The sequence below is a fragment of the Vibrio chagasii genome, assembly GCF_002954585.1.
Lineage (GTDB): Bacteria > Pseudomonadota > Gammaproteobacteria > Enterobacterales > Vibrionaceae > Vibrio > Vibrio chagasii_A.
The window spans coordinates 216,450-237,718 of record NZ_MSCI01000004.1 but is presented as its reverse complement, the minus strand read 5'-3'; the positions used below and the strand labels follow the sequence as shown (position 1 = coordinate 237,718).

24 protein-coding genes are annotated in these 21,269 nt (G+C 44.4%); 14 read left to right on the top strand and 10 right to left on the bottom strand.

The features are described from left to right. The first annotated feature begins 58 nt into the window (after positions 1–58). The 3 genes from BTO10_RS22695 (at position 59) to BTO10_RS22685 (ending at position 4,598) form a co-directional block, all read left to right on the top strand. Positions 59–2,932 (top strand): valine--tRNA ligase, encoded by a 2,874-nt coding sequence (locus BTO10_RS22695; RefSeq protein WP_105025882.1) that lies wholly within the window; start codon positions 59–61, stop codon positions 2,930–2,932. 232 nt (positions 2,933–3,164) lie between these two features. Further along, complete coding sequence (locus tag BTO10_RS22690; RefSeq protein ID WP_004738671.1) at positions 3,165–3,563, top strand: DUF2061 domain-containing protein; 399 nt, start codon at positions 3,165–3,167, stop codon at positions 3,561–3,563. Between the two features lie 129 nt (positions 3,564–3,692). Then, the gene (locus tag BTO10_RS22685) at positions 3,693–4,598 is read left to right on the top strand and encodes a bifunctional helix-turn-helix transcriptional regulator/GNAT family N-acetyltransferase (RefSeq protein WP_004738673.1); all 906 of its coding nucleotides are present in this window, start codon (positions 3,693–3,695) and stop codon (positions 4,596–4,598) included. A gap of 8 nt (positions 4,599–4,606) precedes the next feature. On the opposite strand, the gene BTO10_RS22680 is transcribed toward BTO10_RS22685, so the two are convergent. Both BTO10_RS22680 and rraB read right to left on the bottom strand, forming a co-directional pair. After that, positions 4,607–5,401, bottom strand: coding sequence for a glycosyl hydrolase 2 galactose-binding domain-containing protein (locus tag BTO10_RS22680; RefSeq protein ID WP_004738674.1), 795 nt, complete (start codon positions 5,399–5,401; stop codon positions 4,607–4,609). A 124-nt stretch (positions 5,402–5,525) separates the two neighbouring features. Then, positions 5,526–5,942, bottom strand: a complete 417-nt coding sequence (gene rraB / locus BTO10_RS22675; RefSeq protein WP_004738675.1) for a ribonuclease E inhibitor RraB — start codon at positions 5,940–5,942, stop codon at positions 5,526–5,528. A gap of 576 nt (positions 5,943–6,518) precedes the next feature. On the opposite strand from rraB, the gene arcA reads away from it, so the two are divergent. From arcA to BTO10_RS22650, 5 genes are all read left to right on the top strand, one after another. Beyond that, positions 6,519–7,739 (top strand): arginine deiminase, encoded by a 1,221-nt coding sequence (gene arcA, locus BTO10_RS22670; RefSeq protein ID WP_105025881.1) that lies wholly within the window; start codon positions 6,519–6,521, stop codon positions 7,737–7,739. Between the two features lie 158 nt (positions 7,740–7,897). Next, positions 7,898–8,899, top strand: coding sequence for an ornithine carbamoyltransferase (locus tag BTO10_RS22665; RefSeq protein WP_105025880.1), 1,002 nt, complete (start codon positions 7,898–7,900; stop codon positions 8,897–8,899). Positions 8,900–9,168: 269 nt separating this feature from the next. After that, positions 9,169–10,098 carry an aspartate carbamoyltransferase gene (pyrB, locus tag BTO10_RS22660; protein ID WP_004738679.1) on the top strand — a complete coding sequence of 310 codons (930 nt, stop codon included), beginning with the start codon at positions 9,169–9,171 and terminating at the stop codon, positions 10,096–10,098. A gap of 12 nt (positions 10,099–10,110) precedes the next feature. Further along, positions 10,111–10,572, top strand: a complete 462-nt coding sequence (pyrI, locus tag BTO10_RS22655) for an aspartate carbamoyltransferase regulatory subunit (RefSeq protein ID WP_004738681.1) — start codon at positions 10,111–10,113, stop codon at positions 10,570–10,572. Positions 10,573–10,707: 135 nt separating this feature from the next. Then, positions 10,708–11,097 carry a RidA family protein gene (locus BTO10_RS22650; protein ID WP_004738682.1) on the top strand — a complete coding sequence of 130 codons (390 nt, stop codon included), beginning with the start codon at positions 10,708–10,710 and terminating at the stop codon, positions 11,095–11,097. A 108-nt stretch (positions 11,098–11,205) separates the two neighbouring features. Here the strand turns inward: BTO10_RS22650 and BTO10_RS22645 are convergent, their stop codons facing one another. The 8 genes from BTO10_RS22645 to mlaF all read right to left on the bottom strand — a co-directional run bounded on the left by BTO10_RS22645 (position 11,206) and on the right by mlaF (position 16,667). After that, entirely contained in the window at positions 11,206–11,931 is a 726-nt protein-coding gene (locus BTO10_RS22645; RefSeq protein WP_004738683.1) for a 1-acylglycerol-3-phosphate O-acyltransferase, read from the bottom strand. A gap of 152 nt (positions 11,932–12,083) precedes the next feature. Next, positions 12,084–13,349: a UDP-N-acetylglucosamine 1-carboxyvinyltransferase gene (gene murA / locus BTO10_RS22640; RefSeq protein ID WP_008220410.1), complete on the bottom strand. Its 1,266-nt coding sequence runs from the start codon at positions 13,347–13,349 to the stop codon at positions 12,084–12,086. 8 nt (positions 13,350–13,357) lie between these two features. Further along, positions 13,358–13,612, bottom strand: coding sequence for a BolA family iron metabolism protein IbaG (gene ibaG / locus BTO10_RS22635; RefSeq protein WP_004738686.1), 255 nt, complete (start codon positions 13,610–13,612; stop codon positions 13,358–13,360). Between the two features lie 13 nt (positions 13,613–13,625). After that, positions 13,626–13,934 (bottom strand): STAS domain-containing protein, encoded by a 309-nt coding sequence (locus tag BTO10_RS22630; RefSeq protein ID WP_105025879.1) that lies wholly within the window; start codon positions 13,932–13,934, stop codon positions 13,626–13,628. Further along, positions 13,934–14,548: an ABC transporter substrate-binding protein gene (locus BTO10_RS22625; protein WP_374955532.1), complete on the bottom strand. Its 615-nt coding sequence runs from the start codon at positions 14,546–14,548 to the stop codon at positions 13,934–13,936. The genes BTO10_RS22630 and BTO10_RS22625 overlap by 1 nt, the downstream gene beginning before the upstream one ends. Before the next feature lie 49 nt (positions 14,549–14,597). After that, complete coding sequence (mlaD, locus tag BTO10_RS22620; protein WP_004738690.1) at positions 14,598–15,089, bottom strand: outer membrane lipid asymmetry maintenance protein MlaD; 492 nt, start codon at positions 15,087–15,089, stop codon at positions 14,598–14,600. A 2-nt stretch (positions 15,090–15,091) separates the two neighbouring features. Beyond that, positions 15,092–15,871, bottom strand: a complete 780-nt coding sequence (gene mlaE, locus BTO10_RS22615) for a lipid asymmetry maintenance ABC transporter permease subunit MlaE (protein WP_008220420.1) — start codon at positions 15,869–15,871, stop codon at positions 15,092–15,094. A 1-nt stretch (position 15,872) separates the two neighbouring features. Beyond that, the gene (gene mlaF / locus BTO10_RS22610; protein ID WP_004738694.1) at positions 15,873–16,667 is read right to left on the bottom strand and encodes a phospholipid ABC transporter ATP-binding protein MlaF; all 795 of its coding nucleotides are present in this window, start codon (positions 16,665–16,667) and stop codon (positions 15,873–15,875) included. 265 nt (positions 16,668–16,932) lie between these two features. Here mlaF and BTO10_RS22605 point away from each other — a divergent pair, with 265 nt between their 5' ends. From BTO10_RS22605 to lptB, 6 genes are read left to right on the top strand one after another with little or no spacing between them, the layout of a single operon-like run. Beyond that, positions 16,933–17,898 (top strand): calcium/sodium antiporter, encoded by a 966-nt coding sequence (locus tag BTO10_RS22605; protein WP_004738697.1) that lies wholly within the window; start codon positions 16,933–16,935, stop codon positions 17,896–17,898. Positions 17,899–17,932: 34 nt separating this feature from the next. After that, positions 17,933–18,904 carry an arabinose-5-phosphate isomerase KdsD gene (gene kdsD, locus BTO10_RS22600; RefSeq protein WP_105025878.1) on the top strand — a complete coding sequence of 324 codons (972 nt, stop codon included), beginning with the start codon at positions 17,933–17,935 and terminating at the stop codon, positions 18,902–18,904. Further along, positions 18,904–19,461, top strand: a complete 558-nt coding sequence (kdsC, locus tag BTO10_RS22595) for a 3-deoxy-manno-octulosonate-8-phosphatase KdsC (protein WP_004738699.1) — start codon at positions 18,904–18,906, stop codon at positions 19,459–19,461. The genes kdsD and kdsC overlap by 1 nt, the downstream gene beginning before the upstream one ends. After that, a complete protein-coding gene (lptC, locus tag BTO10_RS22590; RefSeq protein WP_004738700.1) occupies positions 19,458–20,021 on the top strand; it encodes an LPS export ABC transporter periplasmic protein LptC in 564 nt (187 codons plus the stop codon). The genes kdsC and lptC overlap by 4 nt, the downstream gene beginning before the upstream one ends. Further along, on the top strand, positions 20,002–20,496 hold the full coding sequence (gene lptA, locus BTO10_RS22585) for a lipopolysaccharide transport periplasmic protein LptA (RefSeq protein ID WP_004738701.1): 495 nt from the start codon (positions 20,002–20,004) through the stop codon (positions 20,494–20,496). Before lptC ends, lptA begins: the two co-directional genes overlap by 20 nt. 2 nt (positions 20,497–20,498) lie before the next feature. Next, a complete protein-coding gene (gene lptB / locus BTO10_RS22580) occupies positions 20,499–21,224 on the top strand; it encodes an LPS export ABC transporter ATP-binding protein (protein ID WP_004738702.1) in 726 nt (241 codons plus the stop codon). Positions 21,225–21,269 lie beyond the last annotated feature (45 nt).

Genomic DNA, 21,269 nt, shown 5'->3' with positions numbered 1-21,269 from the left:
GCTTCACTTATGAAGTTTGACCACGATTAACCATTCACAGTATCCGTTTAAGAGCACTATGGAAAAGACATACAACCCAACATCAATCGAACAAGCTCTATATCAGACTTGGGAAGAGAAAGGCTACTTTAAGCCACACGGTGACACATCAAAAGAAGCGTACAGCATCATGATCCCGCCACCGAACGTCACTGGTAGCCTACACATGGGTCACGCGTTCCAAGACACTATCATGGATACTCTAATCCGTGCTGAGCGTATGAAAGGTAAGAACACGCTTTGGCAAGTGGGTACTGACCACGCTGGTATCGCAACTCAAATGGTTGTTGAGCGCAAGATCGCGGCAGAAGAAGGCAAAACTAAGCACGATTACGGTCGTGACGCTTTCATCGACAAGATCTGGGAATGGAAAAACGAATCTGGTGGCACAATCACTAAGCAACTTCGTCGTTTAGGCGCATCTGTTGACTGGGACCGTGAGCGTTTCACTATGGATGATGGCCTATCTAACGCTGTTCAAGAAGTGTTTGTTCGCCTATACGAAGATGACCTAATCTACCGTGGTAAGCGTCTAGTAAACTGGGATCCTAAACTGCACACAGCAATTTCTGATCTTGAAGTTGAAAACAAAGACAAAAAAGGCCACATGTGGCACTTCCGCTACCCGCTAGCAAACGGCGCGAAGACCGCTGAAGGTAAAAACTACATTGTTGTTGCAACAACTCGTCCAGAAACCATGCTTGGCGATACAGGTGTTGCAGTAAACCCAGAAGATCCACGTTACAAAGATCTTATTGGTAAAGAGATCCTACTTCCTATCGTTAACCGTCTAATCCCTATCGTAGGCGATGAGCACGCGGATATGGAAAAAGGCACAGGTTGTGTGAAGATCACTCCTGCTCACGACTTTAACGATTACGAAGTTGGTAAGCGTAACAACCTACCAATGATCAACATCCTGACGTTCAACGCAGACATCCGTGATGCGGCTGAAGTATTCACTACTAACGGTGAAGCTAGCGATGTTTACTCTACTGAGCTACCAGCTAAGTACCACGGCATGGAGCGTTTTGCTGCTCGTAAAGCGATCGTTGCTGAATTCGAAGAACTTGGTCTTCTTGACGAGATCAAAGATCACGACCTAACCGTTCCTTACGGCGACCGTGGTGGCGTGGTTATCGAACCAATGCTAACTGACCAATGGTACGTGCGTGCTGCGCCTCTTGCTGAGCCTGCTGTTAAAGCGGTTGAAGATGGTGATATCCAATTCGTTCCTAAGCAGTACGAAAACATGTACTTCTCTTGGATGCGTGACATTCAAGACTGGTGTATCTCTCGTCAGCTTTGGTGGGGTCACCGTATCCCGGCATGGTACGACAACGATGGCAATGTATACGTAGGCCGTACTGAAGAAGAAGTACGTGCAAACAACAACCTTGCACCTGTAGTGGTTCTTCGCCAAGACGACGACGTACTTGATACATGGTTCTCTTCTGCACTGTGGACATTCGGCACTCAAGGCTGGCCTGAGCAAACTGAAGATCTGAAAACATTCCACCCTTCAGACGTTCTAGTAACAGGCTTCGACATCATCTTCTTCTGGGTTGCGCGTATGATCATGATGACCATGCACTTCAACAAAGATGAAAACGGTAAGTCGCAAGTACCATTCAAGACAGTTTACGTAACGGGTCTAATCCGTGACGAAAACGGCGACAAGATGTCTAAGTCTAAAGGTAACGTTCTTGACCCTATCGACATGATCGATGGTATCGACCTTGAGTCTCTAGTAGAGAAGCGTTGTGGCAACATGATGCAGCCTCAACTAGCGAAGAAGATCGAGAAGAACACTCGTAAGACTTTCGAAAACGGTATCGAACCATACGGTACTGACGCACTGCGTTTCACTCTTGCTGCTATGGCTTCTACTGGCCGTGACATCAACTGGGACATGAAACGTCTTGAAGGTTACCGTAACTTCTGTAACAAACTATGGAACGCAAGCCGTTACGTACTGATGAACACAGAAGAGCACGATTGTGGAATGTCACTATCTGCAGAAGGCCGTGCAAACATGGAATTCTCTCTAGCAGATAAGTGGATTGAATCTCAGTTTGAACTAGCAGCGAAAGAGTTTAATGCTCACCTAGACAACTACCGTCTAGACATGGCAGCAAACACGCTTTACGAATTCATCTGGAACCAATTCTGTGACTGGTACCTAGAGCTAACTAAGCCAGTTCTATGGAAAGGTACAGAAGCTCAGCAACAAGCGACTCGCTACATGCTGATCACCGTTCTAGAGAAGACACTACGTCTTGCTCACCCAGTGCTTCCTTACATCACTGAATCTATCTGGCAGAGCGTTAAGCCACTAGTAGACGGTGTTGAAGGCGACACTATCATGACTCAAGCGCTTCCTCAGTTTAACGAAGAGAACTTCGATGCTGAGATCGTAGAAGACATCGAATGGGTTAAGACTTTCATCACAGCTATCCGTAACCTACGTGCGGAATACGACATTGCACCTAGCAAAGGCCTAGAAGTAATGATCAAAGTTGCTAACGAGAAAGATGCGGCACGTATCGAAGCGAACAAGGTAGTACTAAACTCTCTTGCTAAGCTAGATAGCCTAACGGTTCTTACAGATGACGCTGAGACGCCAGCATGTGCGACTAAGCTAGTGGGTCAATCTGAGCTGATGATCCCAATGGCAGGTCTTATCGACAAAGATGCAGAACTTGCTCGTCTTGATAAAGAAGTGAAGAAAACGCACGGCGAAATCAAGCGTATCGAAGGCAAGCTGGGTAACGAAGGTTTCGTTGCTAAAGCTCCTGAAGCGGTTATCGCAAAAGAGCGTGAGAAGCTAGTGGGTTACCAAGAGACACTAACTAAGCTTGAAGAGCAAAAAGCGACTATCGCAGCTCTTTAATCCTCGCTTAATGAGAAGCCTTTAAACTTCTTACTACAGATAAAAAGGTTGGCCTTATGGTCAGCCTTTTTTTAGGCCATTGGGCTTATCACCTAATACCAGCACTTTCCAAACTCCGCCGACAGTTTGATAGTTTTTACCTATCAAATTAATCTCTAATACCCATTTCATTTAATGATAATAATTCTCAATAATAGCCTTATCGAAACAATACAACGATTGAGTAATTATCATGAAAAAGACACTAACCTTTGCTGCATTACATTTTACTATCGCATTTAGTGTCGCTTACGTACTAACAGGCGACATCTTAATTGGTAGCTTAATTGCCATGATTGAGCCCTCTGTAAATACGGTCGCCTTCTATTTTCATGAAAAGGCGTGGGCTCAAGTTCCAGCGCTTAAAGCTCGTCAGTGGATGACCAAATTAAAAACCGCAAGCTTTGCGACCATCCACTTCAGTGTTGCTTTTACCGTGGTCTACTTGTTGACTGGTGATGCCTTTGTTGGTGGTGTGATGGCGATGCTAGAGCCTGCTCTAAATACAGTCGCGTACTACTTCCATGAGAAAGTGTGGTTACGTAAATCAGACGCTCAAGCGCCACAATTTTGCGTTCACCAACATGCTTAAAATTGAGCGAGTCACCTCCTCTATTTTATAACTAACGAGTTCTCATCATTGACAATGTTGCGCACCGCAATTAAATTAATTGCGGTGCGCAACTTTATTTCAAGATGCAAGGAAACAAGGTAAGTGATGATGAATGCTCGACAACTAAGACACTACTCCCGCCAAGCCGTTCGCTTACTGGGTATGCTCGATAAGCAATGTGGCGAAATCGCCCTAACCCCAGTCCAAGCTCATGCATTAGGAGAAATTCAACTCCAACCACTGACGATCAACCAACTCGCACAACGATTGAATGTCGACAAGTCAAATGCCAGTCGTACTGTCGCAGGGCTAAACAAGTTAGAGTTGACCGACAGTATCGAGAATCCGAATGACAAACGCAGTCAAAAGGTCACACTCACCACTCGAGGACAGCTGGTGCTGTCAGAACTAGACCAACAGCAAAATGCATTTTTCGACAGCATGCTAGAAGCCCTGAGTGAAGATGAGCAGCAACAGTTAAAGCTTGGGTTAGAGGTTTACCTCAAAGGGCTAACTAAAGTCTGCCAAGCTGACGAGTTTGTATTGCGCCCACTCACTCAAACTGACAACGAACAAGTTGCCGATGTCATTCGACAAGTCTCTGCTGAACATGGCCTAACCGCAGACAAAGGCTATGGTGTGTCTGACCCAACACTTGATGACATGTACTCTGTGTATAGCCAAGAAAATGCGATGTACTGGGTGATTGAGTATCAAGGTGAGGTTGTGGGCGGCGGCGGCTTTGCCCCACTAGCAGGTCGACCAGACGTATGTGAGCTACAAAAGATGTATTTCTTAAAACAGACTCGCGGACAAGGGCTGGCAAAACGCATCGTAGCTTTAAGTTTAAAGCTTGCCAAGCAATTGGGTTATCAACAGATGTACTTAGAAACAACAGAGTGTTTGGGAGCTGCGATTAAGCTTTATGAAGCGTTAGGCTTTGAGCACCTAGAGAGTGCTTGGGGAGAAACAGGCCACGACGCTTGTGAAGTAGCCATGGCCAAAACGTTGTAGTGCAGCTTCTAGCGTAAAAAATTACTCACACAAGATGCAGGATTAAGAGCAACAAAAGAGCTCTCTTTTTGCCCATCGAGCTCAACCTCTAATTGATATAAATGCTTAGGGTTGGGCTTATCAACATTAAAAACAATCGGTGCTTCAACTTGGAATACTACGCCAGTGTGTTCTGCGCGTACATCTATCGGCATCACCAGTGTCATACCATCGAACTTAATTGATGCCGATACCAACCCTGCTTTAAGCGTCTGGTAGATCACATCCACTTTAAACTCACAACCACCGCCGTGGTGCCAGATCTGCTCAGTGACAACTTGGTCGAGCTTCACATTGCGAACAAACTGCAGATAAGGAGCTTGCCAAATACCCATTCGAGAGTCTAATTTGGCAATGGTTAGCGAAGATAATGGCTCATCCATATCTTCTTCGAGCAACAACCCTTCCTCTTCTTCAAGAAACAGGATCTCAAAGCGATTTCGACCTGGCTGCATGTAAGGGCGAATGTCTTTACGATACTCTTCTTGACTGCCATCACAATCAAAGACTGCCACACCATTGAGTCTTACTTCAGCAAAGTAATCAACACCCGCAACGACTAGTTCAACAAAGGGGCAAGCCAGCATCGCATCATCGACTTCAATGTCGTGCATTAAATGCCACTCTTGCTCTGCGATTTGCTCTTCACTCAAGGTATCAGGGAGCTTTGAACTCAACGGAGCCGGAAAGGTAATGTCATCTTGTGGAATAGAAAGATCCGTCAATGGCGAAATTTGCCAAAGACCATCGAGAAGCAACCGCATATCATTCCTTGAGCTAGATCAATTTTGACCGCATTATAATGAATGAATGCATTTAAAGACATTTATTTTTCTGAGGATAAAAAAATGCCAGCTCAAGGCTGGCACTTTTCAAACTGGGAAGAAATTACTCTTCGCCTTCATCATCTTCTTCAGGGTAGATAGCATCTTCACCTTCGTAGTAAGTGCCCCAACCGTCATAGATAATGTCGAATTTCTCTGCAAGGTTCACAAGCTTCTCAACTTGCGCATCGATCGCTTCTGCATCTAGAGCTGACTGCATAGTCGCATCACAACAAAGTAGCTTGTTGCCATCTTCGTCTTCTGTCTCTTCAGCTTCAAGTACTTCAAAACCCATTTTGAATGCTTCAACAACGGCTTTCTCAAGCACTTCAAAATCTTCAGCAAATAGGTGATGCTCGATATCGTATAGAGCTTCAGGATCGCTACCATCTTCAATTAATGCTTCAATGATGTCGCGAGTCTCTTCCTTTTGAAATTCAATTAATTCCGCTACTGATAGATATTCATCTTCGTGAGACATGTGTCTGCTCCAGAGTGTTGACTATGAAAAGATCAAATTTGATTGCCACGAAATATGGCACGGATCGTCCAGAAAAGCCACCCAGATCAAGCCTAGAAAGATAAGTTTATCGCTAGATAGCGGAGGTGATATCAATTCAAAAGTGAAATCAAAATCACAGAAACAAATTTTCAACATTTTATTAACTGACGACTATTTCAGCATTTCGTCTCTATTATCACTTTTGAGCATATTAAATAGAAATTGCGTGCTTAGTCATGGTGAATGCATATGCTGAACTGGTTTTGAGATGCATAAAACCTCAAGTTGCTTTCAAAAAGTTCATAATAGTGAATAAAAAATCATTAATAATAAGCAAAATAGATTTCAGGCAGGCTGCAGATAGAGCATAGATCCGCAAAAATGTTGTTCCATGCCACACGCATTCAATTAGAATTTAACACCTATTTTCTATTTAAAAATGGTTTTTAGTTCGGATAATTTCAAAAATACTTCACTTTTACACGCACTCTAAAACTTGCATATTACGATCAAGCTTGTCATAAATAGACGCTGGATTAAAAGTAAGGATGCAAAATGAGTAAGCTGTACGTTGGCTCCGAAGTCGGTCAATTAAGACGAGTTCTCCTAAATCGACCTGAAAGAGCACTCACCCACCTCACCCCTTCTAACTGTCATGACCTTCTGTTTGATGATGTGTTGGCTGTTGAAGCTGCTGGTGAAGAACACGATGCCTTTGCAGAGACACTACGTAAGCAAGACGTAGAAGTACTGCTACTGCACGATTTATTGGTAGAGACGCTTGCCGTACCTCAAGCTCGCGAATGGCTGCTAAACACTCAAATCTCAGATTTCCGTTATGGGCCTACTTTTGCCCGTGACCTAAGAAACTATCTTGCTCAAATGGATAATGAGCATCTAGCAACAATCTTACTAGGTGGCTTGGCGTATTCGGAGCTTCCTATCAAATCATCATCGATGCTTCCTAAAATGCATCGCCCACTAGATTTCGTTATCGAGCCACTTCCGAACCACTTATTTACACGTGATACTTCGTGTTGGGTTTATGGCGGTGTATCGCTAAACCCAATGATGAAGCCAGCACGTCAACGTGAGACAAACCATCTGCGTGCTATCTATCGCTGGCACCCAGTGTTTGCAGGACAAGACTTCATTAAGTACTTTGGCGATGAGGACCTTCATTACGACAACGCCAACATTGAAGGCGGCGATGTCCTGGTTATTGGTAAAGGCGCAGTACTTATCGGTATTTCTGAGCGAACCAAGCCACAAGGTGTTGAGAACTTAGCGGCGAGCCTATTTAAGTCAGGGCAGGCTACAGAAGTGATCGCTATAGATCTACCGAAGCACCGTTCATGTATGCATCTTGATACGGTGATGACACACATGGATATCGATACCTTCTCTGTGTACCCAGAAATCGTTCGTAAAGATTTAGACACCTGGCGCCTAACACCAAAAGAGAATGGTGAAATGCGCGTAGAGAAAGCGGAAAACTACCTATCAGCGATTGAAGGTGCGCTTGGCCTTGATCAGCTTAAGATCATCACCACAGGTGGTGACAACTACGAGGCTGAACGTGAGCAGTGGAATGACGCCAACAACGTACTAACAGTGAAACCAGGTACGGTTATCAGTTACGAGCGTAATGTTTACACTAACGAGAAGTACGACAAAGCAGGTATCGAAGTTCTGACGATTCCTGGCAATGAACTGGGGCGTGGCCGTGGTGGCGCTCGTTGTATGAGCTGCCCTATCGAAAGAGACGGTATCTAAGCGGATAGCTCAATAGAGTAAAAATACAATCACTCAACTAGGCCAGTACTATTGCACTGGCCTTTTTTTATGAAATAAACAAAATAAATATTCACAAATATAGCATTTTTATGTTTAACTAAGTTCTTCATTGATTCTATATACGCAAGGAGCGAAAGATGGCCTTTAATCTTCGCAATCGTAACTTTCTAAAACTACTCGACTTTACTCCTAAAGAGATTCAGTTTTTACTCGACCTGTCAGCTGACCTAAAAAAAGCTAAGTATGCAGGTACTGAGCAGAAGAAGCTTACTGGTAAAAACATCGCTTTGATCTTTGAAAAGGCATCAACACGAACTCGATGTGCGTTTGAAGTCGCCGCTTTTGATCAAGGTGCTCAAGTGTCTTACTTGGGCCCTTCGGGCTCTCAGATCGGTCAAAAAGAATCAATGAAAGATACTGCACGCGTATTAGGCCGTATGTACGATGGCATCGAGTACCGTGGCTTTGGTCAGAGCATCGTCGAAGACCTTGGCACTTATGCTGGTGTTCCAGTGTGGAATGGCCTTACTGATGAATTTCACCCAACTCAGATCTTGGCTGACTTCCTGACCATGATCGAACATGGTCGCGGTAAACAGCTGCATCAAATCAGCTTTGCTTATCTGGGTGATGCTCGTAACAATATGGGTAACTCTCTATTAGTAGGAGCAGCCAAGATGGGCATGGATATTCGTCTTGTCGCGCCAAAAGCCTTCTGGCCAGAAGAACAACTTGTCGAAGAGTGCCAAGCTATCGCGCAAAGTACCGGCGCTAAAATCACGCTGACTGAAGACGTTGCTGAAGGCGTAAAAGGCTGTGACTTCCTCTACACCGATGTTTGGGTATCGATGGGCGAAGCGCCAGAAGCTTGGGATGAACGTGTGGCAGTGATGAAACCATATCAAGTGAATATGGATGTGATTAAGTTGACGGGCAACCCGCAAGTGAAATTCATGCACTGCTTACCCGCTTTCCACAATAATGAGACCGTCATCGGCCAGCAAGTGGCTGATAAATATGGCATGAACGGTTTGGAAGTGACGGATGAAGTGTTTGAATCTGACTACTCTATTGTGTTTGATGAAGCGGAAAATCGCATGCACACCATCAAAGCCATTATGGTCGCAACACTCGGTTAATTGAGAATAGTGAAAGTAAACAAAAGCTTGATGTAATCGCTTGCGCTCACAAATTGAAAGCGTATAATTCTCGGCAATTTGTCTGAGAGTAGTGAAAATGACGCCAACCAATATTGTGATCACACATAATAAGATTGTGAAAACACCTAATATTGCTCGTAAGCTAGCATGCTTGCCAGGCGGTCTATTCTGCTTTTCAGCACTTTTTTAAAGCCTCCCATTATGGGGGGCTTTTTTGTGGCCAATACATTATTGTGGGGAAGAAGATCATGGCGAATTCGCTCTATCAAAAGCACATCATCTCAATTCCAGAGCTTTCTCGTGAAGAGCTAGAATTAATTGTTCAAACGGCTGGTCAGCTTAAAGCAGAACCAAACCCAGAACTTATCAAGAACAAAGTTGTGGCTAGCTGCTTCTTCGAACCTTCAACGCGAACTCGTCTCTCTTTTGAAACTGCGATTCAACGCATCGGTGGTGATGTGATTGGTTTCGACAGCGGCGGTAACACCTCACTAGCGAAAAAGGGCGAAACGCTGGCAGACTCAGTACAGGTTATCTCTTCATACGTTGATGCTTATGTAATGCGTCACCCTCAAGAAGGTGCAGCTCGCCTAGCGTCTGAGTTCTCTAATGGTGTCCCAGTAATCAACGCTGGTGATGGTGCTAACCAACACCCAACACAGACCCTGCTTGACCTTTTCTCTATCGCGGAAACACAAGGCCGCCTAGACAACCTTAATGTCGCGTTCGTTGGTGACCTTAAATACGGCCGTACGGTTCACTCTCTCACTCAAGCACTGGCTAAGTTCGATAACATCTGTTTCTACTTTGTAGCGCCAGAAGCCTTGGCTATGCCTGATTACATCTGTGAAGAGCTTGACGAAGCTGGCATCAAGTACCAACTACTGACCGACATGGAAGATGTGATTCCTGAGCTGGATGTTCTATACATGACTCGCGTACAGAAAGAACGCTTTGATGAGTCTGAATACGCTCACATCAAGTCAGCCTACATCCTAACGGCTGCACTATTAGAAAATGCACGTGACAACTTGAAGGTACTGCACCCACTTCCTCGCGTTGATGAAATCACTGTAGATGTCGACAAAACACCTTACGCTTACTACTTCCAGCAAGCTGAAAATGGTGTTTACGCACGTGAAGCATTACTAGCCCTTGTTCTTAACGAAACGCTGTAGAGGAGAGATATCATGTCTAAAGAGACTCAATTAAAAGTTGAAGCAATCAAGAACGGTACCGTTATCGACCATATCCCAGCAAACATCGGGATCAAGGTGCTAAAACTGTTTGATATGCACAACTCTCATCAGCGTGTCACTATTGGTTTAAATCTGCCTTCTTCAGCACTTGGTGGCAAAGACTTACTAAAAATTGAGAATGTGTTTATTACCGAAGAGCAAGCAAACAAGTTAGCACTTTACGCACCTCATGCGACGGTAAACCAAATTGAAGATTACGAAGTGGTTAAGAAGCTAGCGCTTGAACTGCCTGAGCAAATCAACGATGTGTTTGAGTGTCCAAACACCAACTGTATCACTCACAACGAGCCAGTTGAGAGCAGCTTTAAGATCTTTGAAAAGAATGAAGACATTCGCCTGAAATGTAAGTACTGCGAAAAAGTCTTCTCTCGCGAGATCGTGACCGAAAGATAAGCTTTCGCGTAGCACGCAATAAATGTAAAAACTATGAAATACCTCGCCTGTGCGGGGTATTTTGCGCTTTACCTAGCTGCGGTTTGTAGGCACACTGAAAAACGATTTTTATCTAATAACTGATGGAATAAACCAATGACAAAAGTACTTCACACAGAATCTGCTCCAGCTGCAATCGGCCCATACGTACAAGGCGTTGACCTTGGCAACATGGTACTGACTTCTGGTCAAATCCCAGTAAACCCAGCAACTGGTGAAGTATCTGCTGATATCGCAGAGCAAGCACGCCAATCTCTAGACAACGTTAAAGCGGTTGTAGAAGCTTCTGGCCTGACTGTAAAAGACATCGTTAAGCTAACTGTATTCGTTAAAGACCTAAACGACTTCGGCACAGTAAACGAAGTTTACGGTAAATTCTTTGATGAGCACGGCGTTGCAAACTACCCTGCACGTTCATGTGTTGAAGTAGCTCGTCTACCAAAAGATGTTGGTATCGAGATCGAAGCTATTGCAGTTCGCAAATAGGCTTCACTCTATTTAGTCAGTGGCTTAGTGCTGAAGTAAGCACTGATGAGATACAAAAAAGGTTGCCAACTGGGCAACCTTTTTTATTATTCGTTTTCTGCGTTTAAGCTACTTCTTATTAAGCTCAATCACTTCTTTGTCTAGCTCTTCCAACTTAGCCGCCATCTGTCCACGAGTTAGGTTTGCTAGTTCACGAACGTTCGACTTGTCGTAGCCTTCAGTATTAATTGGGTCTAGCATTTCCACAATCACGTGGCCATTATTCCAACGGTTTAGCTTAACGCCACCTGTAGAACTACATACGATAGGGATAATTGGTAAGCCAGCACCAATAGCAGCATGGAAAGCACCGGTTTTAAATGGCAACAGGCCACGGCCACGTGAACGTGTTCCTTCAGGGAACATCCATACCGAAACATCACTGTCTTTCAGGTTATCGACTACTTGATCGATCGTACCAACCGCTTTACTGCGATTTGCACGGTCAATTAGGATATTACCCGTCAACCAGTAAAGCTGACCAAACAGAGGCATCCACGCTAGGCTTTTCTTACCAACCGTTACCACTTTAGGTGTCACAGCCGATGATACCGTGAACAGGTCCCAGTTATTCTGATGGTTCGCAACATAAACATGTTGGCCACGAGAGTAAGCATCTTCAGGGATACGTAGCTCTAGCTTGATACCAAACACTTTCGACATACGACCGAAGTAACGACCAAAGGTAAATACGTGCTTCGGGTTACGTGGGCTAAGTAGACAGTAGCCACAGCCGAATACAAACATAAGAATCGCAAATATTGCCAATGCGAAAATACGTAATATTGCTATCATTTTGTTCCTCACAACCGCAAAGCTCACCCACCTATTTACTTTATAATAAGCAAGAAGATGCATTTGCGGTAAATTCAAATATAAAAAAGCCGAAACCAAGGTTCCGACTTTTGTGTTTTCATGCTACTGATTCATGAATTTACTAACCTAAGTTAGTTTGAGTCACGAAATCGGGTAATGTTTGCGCCTAGCGCTGAAAGCTTATCTTCAATCTTATCGTAGCCACGATCGATGTGATAGATACGATCAACGATGGTTTCGCCTTGTGCGATACAACCAGCAATAACAAGGCTCGCAGATGCACGAAGATCCGTTGCCATTACTTGAGCACCGCTCAACTGTTCGGTTTCACCACAGATAGCTGTATTACCTTCAATCTCCGCTTTTGCACCCATTCGCTGAAGTTCAGGAATATGCATGAAACGGTTTTCGAAGATAGTTTCAGTGATCACACCACTGCCCTTCGCCATCATGTTAAGCAGAGTAAACTGAGCTTGCATGTCGGTTGGGAAGCCAGGGTGAGGTGCCGTTACGATTTTCACCGCTTTAAGCTCACGACCTGTCATATCAAGGCTGATCCAGTCTTCGCCCGTTTCAACCTTCGCACCCGCTTCTTCAAGCTTCGCTAGGGCAGCTTCAAGAAGATGAGCGTTAGTGTTACGACAAACGACTTTACCGCCTGAAACCGCTGCTGCAACAAGGAAAGTACCCGTTTCAATGCGGTCTGCAACCACAGAGTGTTGACCACCACCCAGACGCTCAACGCCTTCGATAGTAATTGTGTCTGTACCTGCGCCAGAAATCTTCGCACCCAGTTTGTTAAGGAAATCAGCCGTATCAACAATTTCAGGCTCACGCGCTGAGTTATCTAATACGGTTTTACCTTCTGCGAGTGTTGCTGCACACATGATAGTGATCGTAGCGCCTACGCTTACTTTATCCATCACGATGTGCGCGCCTTTCAGACGGCCATCAACACTTGCTTTCACATAACCATCTTCCAATGTAATAGTTGCACCTAGTTGCTCTAGGCCATGGATATGCAGATCAACAGGGCGAGCACCAATTGCACAACCGCCAGGAAGTGACACTTGGCCTTCACCAAAACGAGCAACTAGAGGACCCAAAGCCCAGATAGAAGCACGCATTGTTTTTACTAAATCGTAAGGCGCACAAAATTCATTAATTTCGCTGCCATCAACGTGAACGCTACCATTACGTGATACTTTCGCACCTAAACGCTTTAGCAGTTCCATCGTAGTATCGATGTCACGTAGGTGAGGAACGTTACTTACTTCTACTGGCTCTTCAGCAAGAATTGAAGCAAATAGGATTGGTAGCGCTGCGTTTTTTGCGCCAGAGATCGTCACTTCACCGCTTAGCGGCTTGTCTGATCCAATAACTCGAAACTTTTCCATCATAAACCTTAAAGTGACATCAGTTTCTTATCACGTTCCCACTCTTCCGGCGTAAATGCCTTGATAGAAAGAGCATGGATGTCATTGCGTTGAATGTATTCCATTAGTGGGCCGTAGATGAGTTGCTGCTTCTTAACTCGATTCATGCCGTCAAAACATGGATCTACCGCAACAACTTCGTAATGACTGCCTTCACCTTTCACGATAATCTCTTGAAGGTTCAGTGCCTCTGCTAATAATTCTTGTACTTTTGTGCTGTCCACAAATAGCTCCTGCCTAATTTTTTATGTGTTCTGCCATCATTGGCTGGATATTGCTCAATTGGAACAACGTTCGTAATTGTTCTGGCACGAAACTGAGCATTATATGACAGTTTTGATTTTTTGCATGCTCTAATAAGTGAATTAGCATAACCATTCCTGCTGAATCGACTCGATCTATATGGCTAAGGTCAATTTCAACGATCGATTCCGTTGTTTGCCACTTTTCCAATATACACCAGATTGCAGGAACGCTGTCTCGGTCGATATCTCCGAGAAGCTGATACTCTTTAGAGCTTAGCGCTTGCCATTGAGATTGGCTCATTATTTATTACTCTCAAAGCGAATAGGCTGTGCAGCCAGTTTCTCTAGCTCGCCCGCAACCGCTAAGATACCGTCTTGACGAATCTTAGTATTCCACTCTGATTGCTTGCTCGACAGTAAGCTAATCCCTTCCGCAACCATATCAAATGCTTTCCACTCGCCAGACTTTTTGTCTTTACGGAGTTTGAATTCAATTTTGATGTTAGGTCTTGGCGTATCAATGATATCAACCTTGATACTGGTGATACGGCTGTCGGCTTTGATTTTTGGTTCCGGGCCAAATTCGATGGTTTGGTCCGTGTATTGAGTTAACACTTGTGCGTATGAAGAGACTAGGTATTTACGAAATGCATCGATAAATACACGCACATCTTTTCTATCCGCGCCTTTCAAGTTTGGCCCCAGCAACTTAAGTGCTGCATATTGAGCATTCACATAAGGCATCAACTCTTCTTCCACGATCACCTTGAGTAATTCTGGATCTTTGTGGATATTGTCTTGCTCGCTCTTCAAACGCTCAAATGCTATCTCACTAACTTGTGTCATCATTTGGTAAGGCTGCGTTTTATCAATAGTCGCATCAGCAAAAGCTTGAGTAGAAATCAACAAAGCCATTACAGCGACAAACCCTATTTTCAAGTGACTCATCATTTTTAACATCGTCTTATTCCTCGGCTTTATTGTCATCAGATCCACCAACGCTATACAGCACTTGGCCAATCAAGTCTTCGAGTACCAATGCAGATTTAGTGTCTTCAATCGAATCACCATCAACCAACATCTCTTCATCGTCAAAAATGAAGCCGGGAACTAAACTGATGTACTGCTCACCGATTAAGCCTGACGTTAAGATTTTAGCACTAGAGGTATCAGGAAAATGTGAGTACTTTGCATCAATAGATATTTCAACCACAGGCAGGTAGCTCTCGGTATCAAGTTCAATGCTTTTAACACGACCAACAACCACGCCACCAACCTTCACTGGAGAACGAACTTTTAGGCTACCAATGTTGTCAAAAGTCGCTTTTAGATTGTAAGTATGGTTTGAACCCAGCCCTTTTACGTCAGCGACTTGAAAGATCATGATTAAGATTGCGCAAATTCCGGCTATAACAAATGTGCCGACCCATAATTCTAACTTTCGAGTTTGTTGCATGATTAATTCCCAAACATCAATGCGGTAAGAACAAAATCTAGCCCTAATACCGCTAGAGAAGAGTGTACTACTGTACGTGTGGTTGCTTGACTAATACCTTCTGAGGTCGGTACCGCATCATAACCATTGAAAAGAGCAATCCAAGTTACGGTGATAGCAAAGACCATGCATTTGATCATGCTGTTACCAATATCTCGACCTAGCTCAACAGAAGACTGCATCGCAGACCAAAAGCTGCCGTGATCAATGCCTTTCCAATCAACACCGACTAACTGGCCGCCCCAAATTCCGACAGCCATAAAGATCATCGCCAGTAGAGGCATAGAGATAAGTCCAGCCCACAAGCGTGGTGCGATAATGCGCTTTAGAGGGTCTACCGCCATCATTTCTAAACTGGATATCTGCTCCGTTGCTTTCATCAAACCGATTTCTGCCGTCAGCGCTGAACCAGCGCGACCTGCAAACAGCAATGCGGTGACCACAGGGCCAAGTTCACGTAACAATGAAAGCGCGACCATTTGGCCAAGGTTGCCCTCAGCGCCATAATCAATTAGCACAACATAACCTTGTAGGCTCAACACCATGCCAATGAATAAGCCCGAAACTAAAATAATAGCCAATGACTGAACGCCGACGCTATAAAGTTGTTTTACCAATAAAGGGAAGTTTTTTAGTCGCGGGATGCCAAACAAAGCCCCGAATAACATCAAGCTTGCTCGACCAAATGACTCACAGATCGCAAGTGTTCGCTTACCGACACCTGCAATAGTTTTAGCAATCATATTAAAACAAATCCTTTTCAAGACTTTGCGCTGGGAACCTAAATGGCACAGGGCCATCCGCCTCACCTTGCAAAAATTGCTGCACTCTCGGATCGTCATTGTTGTACAACTTTTCCGGTGACCCTGCCGCAATGATTTTGCCATCTGCGAGTAAGTAAACCCAATCAGCGATACTCATCACCTCAGGAACATCGTGAGAAACGACGATAGACGTCAAGCCCAACGCTTGATTGAGGTTACGAATAAGCTCTACCAATACACCCATTGTAATAGGGTCTTGCCCCACAAAGGGTTCATCGTACATGATCAGTTCGGGATCGAGTGCAATAGCACGTGCCAATGCGGCACGCCTTGCCATTCCGCCAGACAACTCACTTGGCATTAGCTGAGCAGCTCCACGTAACCCTACCGCCTCAAGCTTAAGTAACACGATAGTACGAATGAATTTTTCGTTAAGTTCAGTGTGCTCACGTAGTGGAAACGCCACATTATCAAACACATTTAGATCCGTAAAAAGTGCACCCGATTGGAAAAGCATGCTCATTTTTTTACGTGCTTGATAAAGCTTTCGACGAGATAAGGTCGGAATGTTGTCGCCATCAAACCAAACTTCACCACTATCAGGGGGCAACTGCCCACCAATCAAACGCAGTAAAGTTGTTTTACCGATCCCCGATGGCCCCATGATTGCGGTTATTTTGCCTTGAGGCACCTCTAAACTGATGTCGTCAAAAATAACGCGATCACCGCGTGAGAAGCTAAGGTTCTTAACTTTTACAAGTTCAGTATTCGACATACTCTTGTAGTTTCCTTGCTTTAAAAAACGCCAATTAAGGCTGCAATAATAATGAGTCTACTTTAGAATTAAAAGCACTGTTCAATTAATTTATATTAAACAGGAATGTATGCAGGGATCTGAAAGCATTAGAAAATTATCCATTCAGCTCTCTTTCTTGGTGACTAACTGGTAATTAATTTGCCGAGTGACTTCCCTTTTACCTACCAACAGGTCAAAATTAGCGGTTAATTCTCCGTTTTTTATTAACTTTTTAGGAATCATCATGCTTGAAGCGATTGCGTTTCTTATTATCGGTCTGGTTTTTTTGGTGTGGAGTGCAGATAAACTGGTTTACGGCGCCGCAGCTCTTGCTCGCAACTTCGGTATCTCACCATTAGTTATCGGTATGACGATTCTTGCAATGGGCTCTTCAGCTCCTGAAATGATGGTTTCTGCAACGGCTGCACTTGATGGCAAAACAGATACCGCAGTCGGTAATGTTCTAGGCTCAAACATCGCCAACATCGCGCTAATTTTAGGTATCACTGCGCTAATCAAGCCGCTATCAATCAGCTCAGCTGTGATTCGTCGTGAACTACCACTCATGATTGGTGTCACTTTACTAGCTGGCGCACTGCTTTGGGATAACCACTTAGGTTTCTACGAAGGCGTATTGTTATTTGTTCTGTTCGGTGCGTTTTTGTTTGCCATGCTGCAAATCAGCCGTAGTGAGAAAAAGAACGGCGATGCGTTTCTTGATGAACAAGAATCAGAGATTCCTGAGGGTGTTAGTAACCCGAAAGCTGCAATGTGGGTTGTAATTGGTCTAATCATTCTTCCTTTAGCTGCTGATATGCTGGTTGATAATGCCGTTATCATCGCTAAGTTCTTCGGTATGAGCGACCTTGTTATTGGTTTAACCATTATTGCCGTTGGTACCAGCCTACCTGAACTTGCTGCATCACTTGCTGGTGTAATGAAAGGCGAAGACGATATGGCGGTGGGTAACATCATTGGCTCAAACGTATTCAATATTCTGGCTGTTATGGGTATTCCTGGCATCCTTAACCCTTCTATCTTGAGCGAATTTGCGATGGGTCGTGACTTCTGGGTCATGCTAGGTGTATCTCTGCTGCTTGTTGTGATGGCGCTAGGTAAATCGCGTAGTGTGAATCGTATTGAAGGTGGCGTGTTAATCGTGACGTTCGTGGCTTACCAAAGCTACCTGCTAATGAACATGTCGGCTTAATTGTTGACTTAACTTTCCGTACTTGGAGTATTTGATGTCTCAGCCATTTGATTATCGCAGTGTTGCCAAACAAGTTTTGGAAACTGAAGTTGCAGGTCTCACTCAATTGGACCAATATTTTAATGATGATTTTTGCAAAGCTTGCGACCTAATCCTAAACAACAAGGGTAAAGTGGTTGTGATGGGCATGGGTAAATCCGGCCATATCGGCAATAAAATCGCAGCAACGCTAGCAAGTACTGGTACATCAGCTTTCTTTGTACACCCGGGTGAAGCAGCACATGGCGACTTAGGCATGATCGAACCGGGCGATATTGTGATTGCAATATCGAACTCAGGTGAGTCAGGTGAGATTCTGAGTCTGTTCCCTGTATTGAAGCGTTTGAACATCAAGATCATCAGCATGACAGGCAAGCCTGCATCAAATATGGCGACCTTGTCTGATATCCATTTACAGATTTCTGTGCCGGAAGAAGCGTGCCCACTAGGTTTAGCACCAACAACCAGCACCACAGCTACCTTAGTGATGGGTGATGCATTAGCCGTCGCACTTTTACAAGCTCGAGGCTTCACAGCTCAAGACTTTGCCCTATCTCACCCAGGTGGCGCTTTAGGTCGTCAACTACTATTGAAACTAGACGACATCATGCACACTGGCGATACACTCCCTGTTGTCGCTCCGGATGCATTAGTAAGAGACGCTTTACTAGAGATATCTCAGAAAGGCTTGGGTATGACAGCCATCATTGATCAAGATGGTCAAATGGCCGGTATTTTTACCGATGGTGATTTACGCCGTATCTTGGATAAGCGCGTTGATATTCATAGCACTCAAATTGGCGATGTGATGACGCTAAACCCTACCGTTGCCGATCCGAACATGCTTGCGGTAGAGGGTTTAAACTTAATGCAAGCTAAAAGCATCAATGGCTTGATGCTATGCCAAGATGGCAAACTAGTTGGTGCTCTAAACATGCATGATTTATTGAAAGCTGGAGTAATGTAATGACACAGACAGTCGAAACTCTATACGGCACTGTTGACTCAGATGTTTTTGCAATAGCAAAAGGCATCAAACTCCTAATTTGCGATGTAGATGGCGTGTTCTCCGATGGCCGCATCTACATGGGCAACAATGGTGAAGAGCTGAAAACCTTTCACACTCGTGACGGTTACGGCATCAAATCACTGATGAACGCGGGCATTGAAATCGCCATCATCACAGGTCGCAAGTCTCAGATTGTTGAGAATCGAATGACGGCTCTCGGTATCAAACTTATTTATCAAGGCCAAGACGATAAAGTTAAGGCTTACCAGGATATTTGCGATAAGCTTTCAGTTAACCCTGAAAACACAGGTTATATCGGCGACGATCTTATCGACTGGCCGGTAATGGAAAAAGTTGGCTTAAAGGTTTGTGTGGCAGATGGTCACCCGCTACTCGCACAGCGAGCAAACTACGTGACAACCATCAACGGTGGTCATGGTGCAGTTCGTGAAGTCTGCGACCTGATTTTACAAGCAAGAAATGAACTCGACGTGCACAAAGGTTTAAGCATATGAGTTTTACTCGTATTATCTATTTAATACTAATATTTATTGCCTCTTGGTCGACCTACTACTTGTTCGACAAAGAGCAAACATCGACGATACAAGTGGCTCCAAATTTGGAGCTACCTGCTTTTAGCGGCAACAGCCTAAACAACATCAGTTACGATGAGTCAGGCATTCGCAGCTACCAAGTTGAATCGACGTATTTAGAACACTTCTCAGTGGTTGGCGACACGCACTTTCAAAACCCTGTTCTTTCGGTCTTCCGAGAAGGACACACAATTGAATGGCAAGTCACCGCTGATCGCGCGATTATGGATGAAAATCAAGTTGTCACTTTTTATGACAACGTTGTGGCAAAGAATCTACTGCCAGGGGCAAGCTTCGATACAATGACCACAGACAAAATGGTTGTTGAGCTGAAAAGCCGAGATTTTTATTCAGATACTCCGGTCCATATGATCGGTACATTTTTTGAAAATGAGGGTCAAGCAATAAAAGGTAACTTCGGTACCAACAATGCGACTCTCTTTAATTCTGTTCAAGGTAGATATGAAACTCTTACACCTTAGTTTATTCGCTTTGACTCTTGCGGCACCAAATGTCTACGCCCTATCTTCTGATAGCGAGCAACCTGTCTACATTGACTCAGACAGCCAGCAATTGGATATGAAAAGTAACCAAGTAACCTTCATTGGTGATGTAAACCTGAAACAAGGCAGCATCAATATCAATGCAGATAAGGTTATTGTTACCCGCAACGCCGTAAACGGTGAAATTGAAGAGATTCAAGGCTTCGGTAAACCGGCGACCTTCTCTCAGCTGACTGATGACGGAAAAACGCTCTACGGTGAAGCGGACGACCTGCATTACCAGCTTGTTGCCGACAAACTGATCATGACCAAGAATGCAATGCTATCTCAAGATGGCAGTATCATCCGTGGCTCTAAAATCACTTACCAGATTGGCTCTCAGAAGCTAGTCGCTGACAGTGGTGAGAACAAACGAGTATCAACGGTTTTACAACCAACGGAAGTGAATAAGTAGCCATGGCCGTTCTTAAAGCGCAAAACCTAGCGAAAACATACAGCAAACGTAAAGTAGTGACTGACGTAAGTCTGCAGGTTGAGTCAGGCCAAATTGTCGGCTTGCTTGGTCCTAATGGTGCCGGTAAAACGACATCCTTCTACATGATTGTAGGCTTAGTTGCTCGTGACGAAGGTACCATCAGCATTGACGACCGAGATATCAGTATCTTGCCAATGCATAGCCGTTCGCGTCTTGGTATCGGTTACCTACCTCAGGAAGCATCAATCTTCCGTAAGCTGTCTGTTGAGAACAACATCATGGCGGTTTTACAGACTCGTGATGAGATGACCAATGAACAGCGTCAGGACAAGCTAGAAGACCTTCTAGAAGAGTTCCACATCCAACATATCCGTCACAGTAATGGTATGGCCCTATCGGGTGGTGAACGTCGTCGTGTTGAAATCGCTCGCGCTCTTGCAGCAAACCCTCAGTTCATCTTACTAGACGAACCGTTTGCTGGTGTTGACCCGATCTCGGTTATCGATATCAAGAAAATCATCGAACACCTGCGCGATCGCGGTTTGGGTGTTTTGATTACCGACCACAACGTTCGTGAAACATTAGACGTGTGTGAAAAGGCCTATATCGTGAGCCAAGGGCACCTGATCGCAGAGGGTACTCCTGAAGATGTTCTCAATAACGAACAAGTTAAACAAGTTTATCTAGGCGAACAATTCCGTCTATGATTATATAGAGAGTATCGAGAGTTCTAAGAATAATAACTAGGTAAG

What these genes read in the sequence shown, in the direction of transcription:
- BTO10_RS22625 (WP_374955532.1), bottom strand. Translation starts at nt 14,548, where the DNA reads ATGGCTTTGTTGATTTCTACTCAAGCTTTTGCTGATGCGACTATTGAT.
- BTO10_RS22690 (WP_004738671.1), top strand. Translation starts at nt 3,165, where the DNA reads ATGAAAAAGACACTAACCTTTGCTGCATTACATTTTACTATCGCATTT.
- mlaD (WP_004738690.1), bottom strand. Translation starts at nt 15,089, where the DNA reads ATGCAACAAACTCGAAAGTTAGAATTATGGGTCGGCACATTTGTTATA.
- kdsC (WP_004738699.1), top strand. Translation starts at nt 18,904, where the DNA reads ATGACACAGACAGTCGAAACTCTATACGGCACTGTTGACTCAGATGTT.
- murA (WP_008220410.1), bottom strand. Translation starts at nt 13,349, where the DNA reads ATGGAAAAGTTTCGAGTTATTGGATCAGACAAGCCGCTAAGCGGTGAA.
- mlaF (WP_004738694.1), bottom strand. Translation starts at nt 16,667, where the DNA reads ATGTCGAATACTGAACTTGTAAAAGTTAAGAACCTTAGCTTCTCACGC.
- BTO10_RS22605 (WP_004738697.1), top strand. Translation starts at nt 16,933, where the DNA reads ATGCTTGAAGCGATTGCGTTTCTTATTATCGGTCTGGTTTTTTTGGTG.
- arcA (WP_105025881.1), top strand. Translation starts at nt 6,519, where the DNA reads ATGAGTAAGCTGTACGTTGGCTCCGAAGTCGGTCAATTAAGACGAGTT.
- BTO10_RS22665 (WP_105025880.1), top strand. Translation starts at nt 7,898, where the DNA reads ATGGCCTTTAATCTTCGCAATCGTAACTTTCTAAAACTACTCGACTTT.
- kdsD (WP_105025878.1), top strand. Translation starts at nt 17,933, where the DNA reads ATGTCTCAGCCATTTGATTATCGCAGTGTTGCCAAACAAGTTTTGGAA.
- pyrB (WP_004738679.1), top strand. Translation starts at nt 9,169, where the DNA reads ATGGCGAATTCGCTCTATCAAAAGCACATCATCTCAATTCCAGAGCTT.
- mlaE (WP_008220420.1), bottom strand. Translation starts at nt 15,871, where the DNA reads ATGATTGCTAAAACTATTGCAGGTGTCGGTAAGCGAACACTTGCGATC.
- lptA (WP_004738701.1), top strand. Translation starts at nt 20,002, where the DNA reads ATGAAACTCTTACACCTTAGTTTATTCGCTTTGACTCTTGCGGCACCA.
- BTO10_RS22645 (WP_004738683.1), bottom strand. Translation starts at nt 11,931, where the DNA reads ATGATAGCAATATTACGTATTTTCGCATTGGCAATATTTGCGATTCTT.
- rraB (WP_004738675.1), bottom strand. Translation starts at nt 5,942, where the DNA reads ATGTCTCACGAAGATGAATATCTATCAGTAGCGGAATTAATTGAATTT.
- BTO10_RS22650 (WP_004738682.1), top strand. Translation starts at nt 10,708, where the DNA reads ATGACAAAAGTACTTCACACAGAATCTGCTCCAGCTGCAATCGGCCCA.
- BTO10_RS22680 (WP_004738674.1), bottom strand. Translation starts at nt 5,401, where the DNA reads ATGCGGTTGCTTCTCGATGGTCTTTGGCAAATTTCGCCATTGACGGAT.
- BTO10_RS22685 (WP_004738673.1), top strand. Translation starts at nt 3,693, where the DNA reads ATGAATGCTCGACAACTAAGACACTACTCCCGCCAAGCCGTTCGCTTA.
- pyrI (WP_004738681.1), top strand. Translation starts at nt 10,111, where the DNA reads ATGTCTAAAGAGACTCAATTAAAAGTTGAAGCAATCAAGAACGGTACC.
- lptB (WP_004738702.1), top strand. Translation starts at nt 20,499, where the DNA reads ATGGCCGTTCTTAAAGCGCAAAACCTAGCGAAAACATACAGCAAACGT.
- lptC (WP_004738700.1), top strand. Translation starts at nt 19,458, where the DNA reads ATGAGTTTTACTCGTATTATCTATTTAATACTAATATTTATTGCCTCT.
- BTO10_RS22695 (WP_105025882.1), top strand. Translation starts at nt 59, where the DNA reads ATGGAAAAGACATACAACCCAACATCAATCGAACAAGCTCTATATCAG.
- BTO10_RS22630 (WP_105025879.1), bottom strand. Translation starts at nt 13,934, where the DNA reads ATGAGCCAATCTCAATGGCAAGCGCTAAGCTCTAAAGAGTATCAGCTT.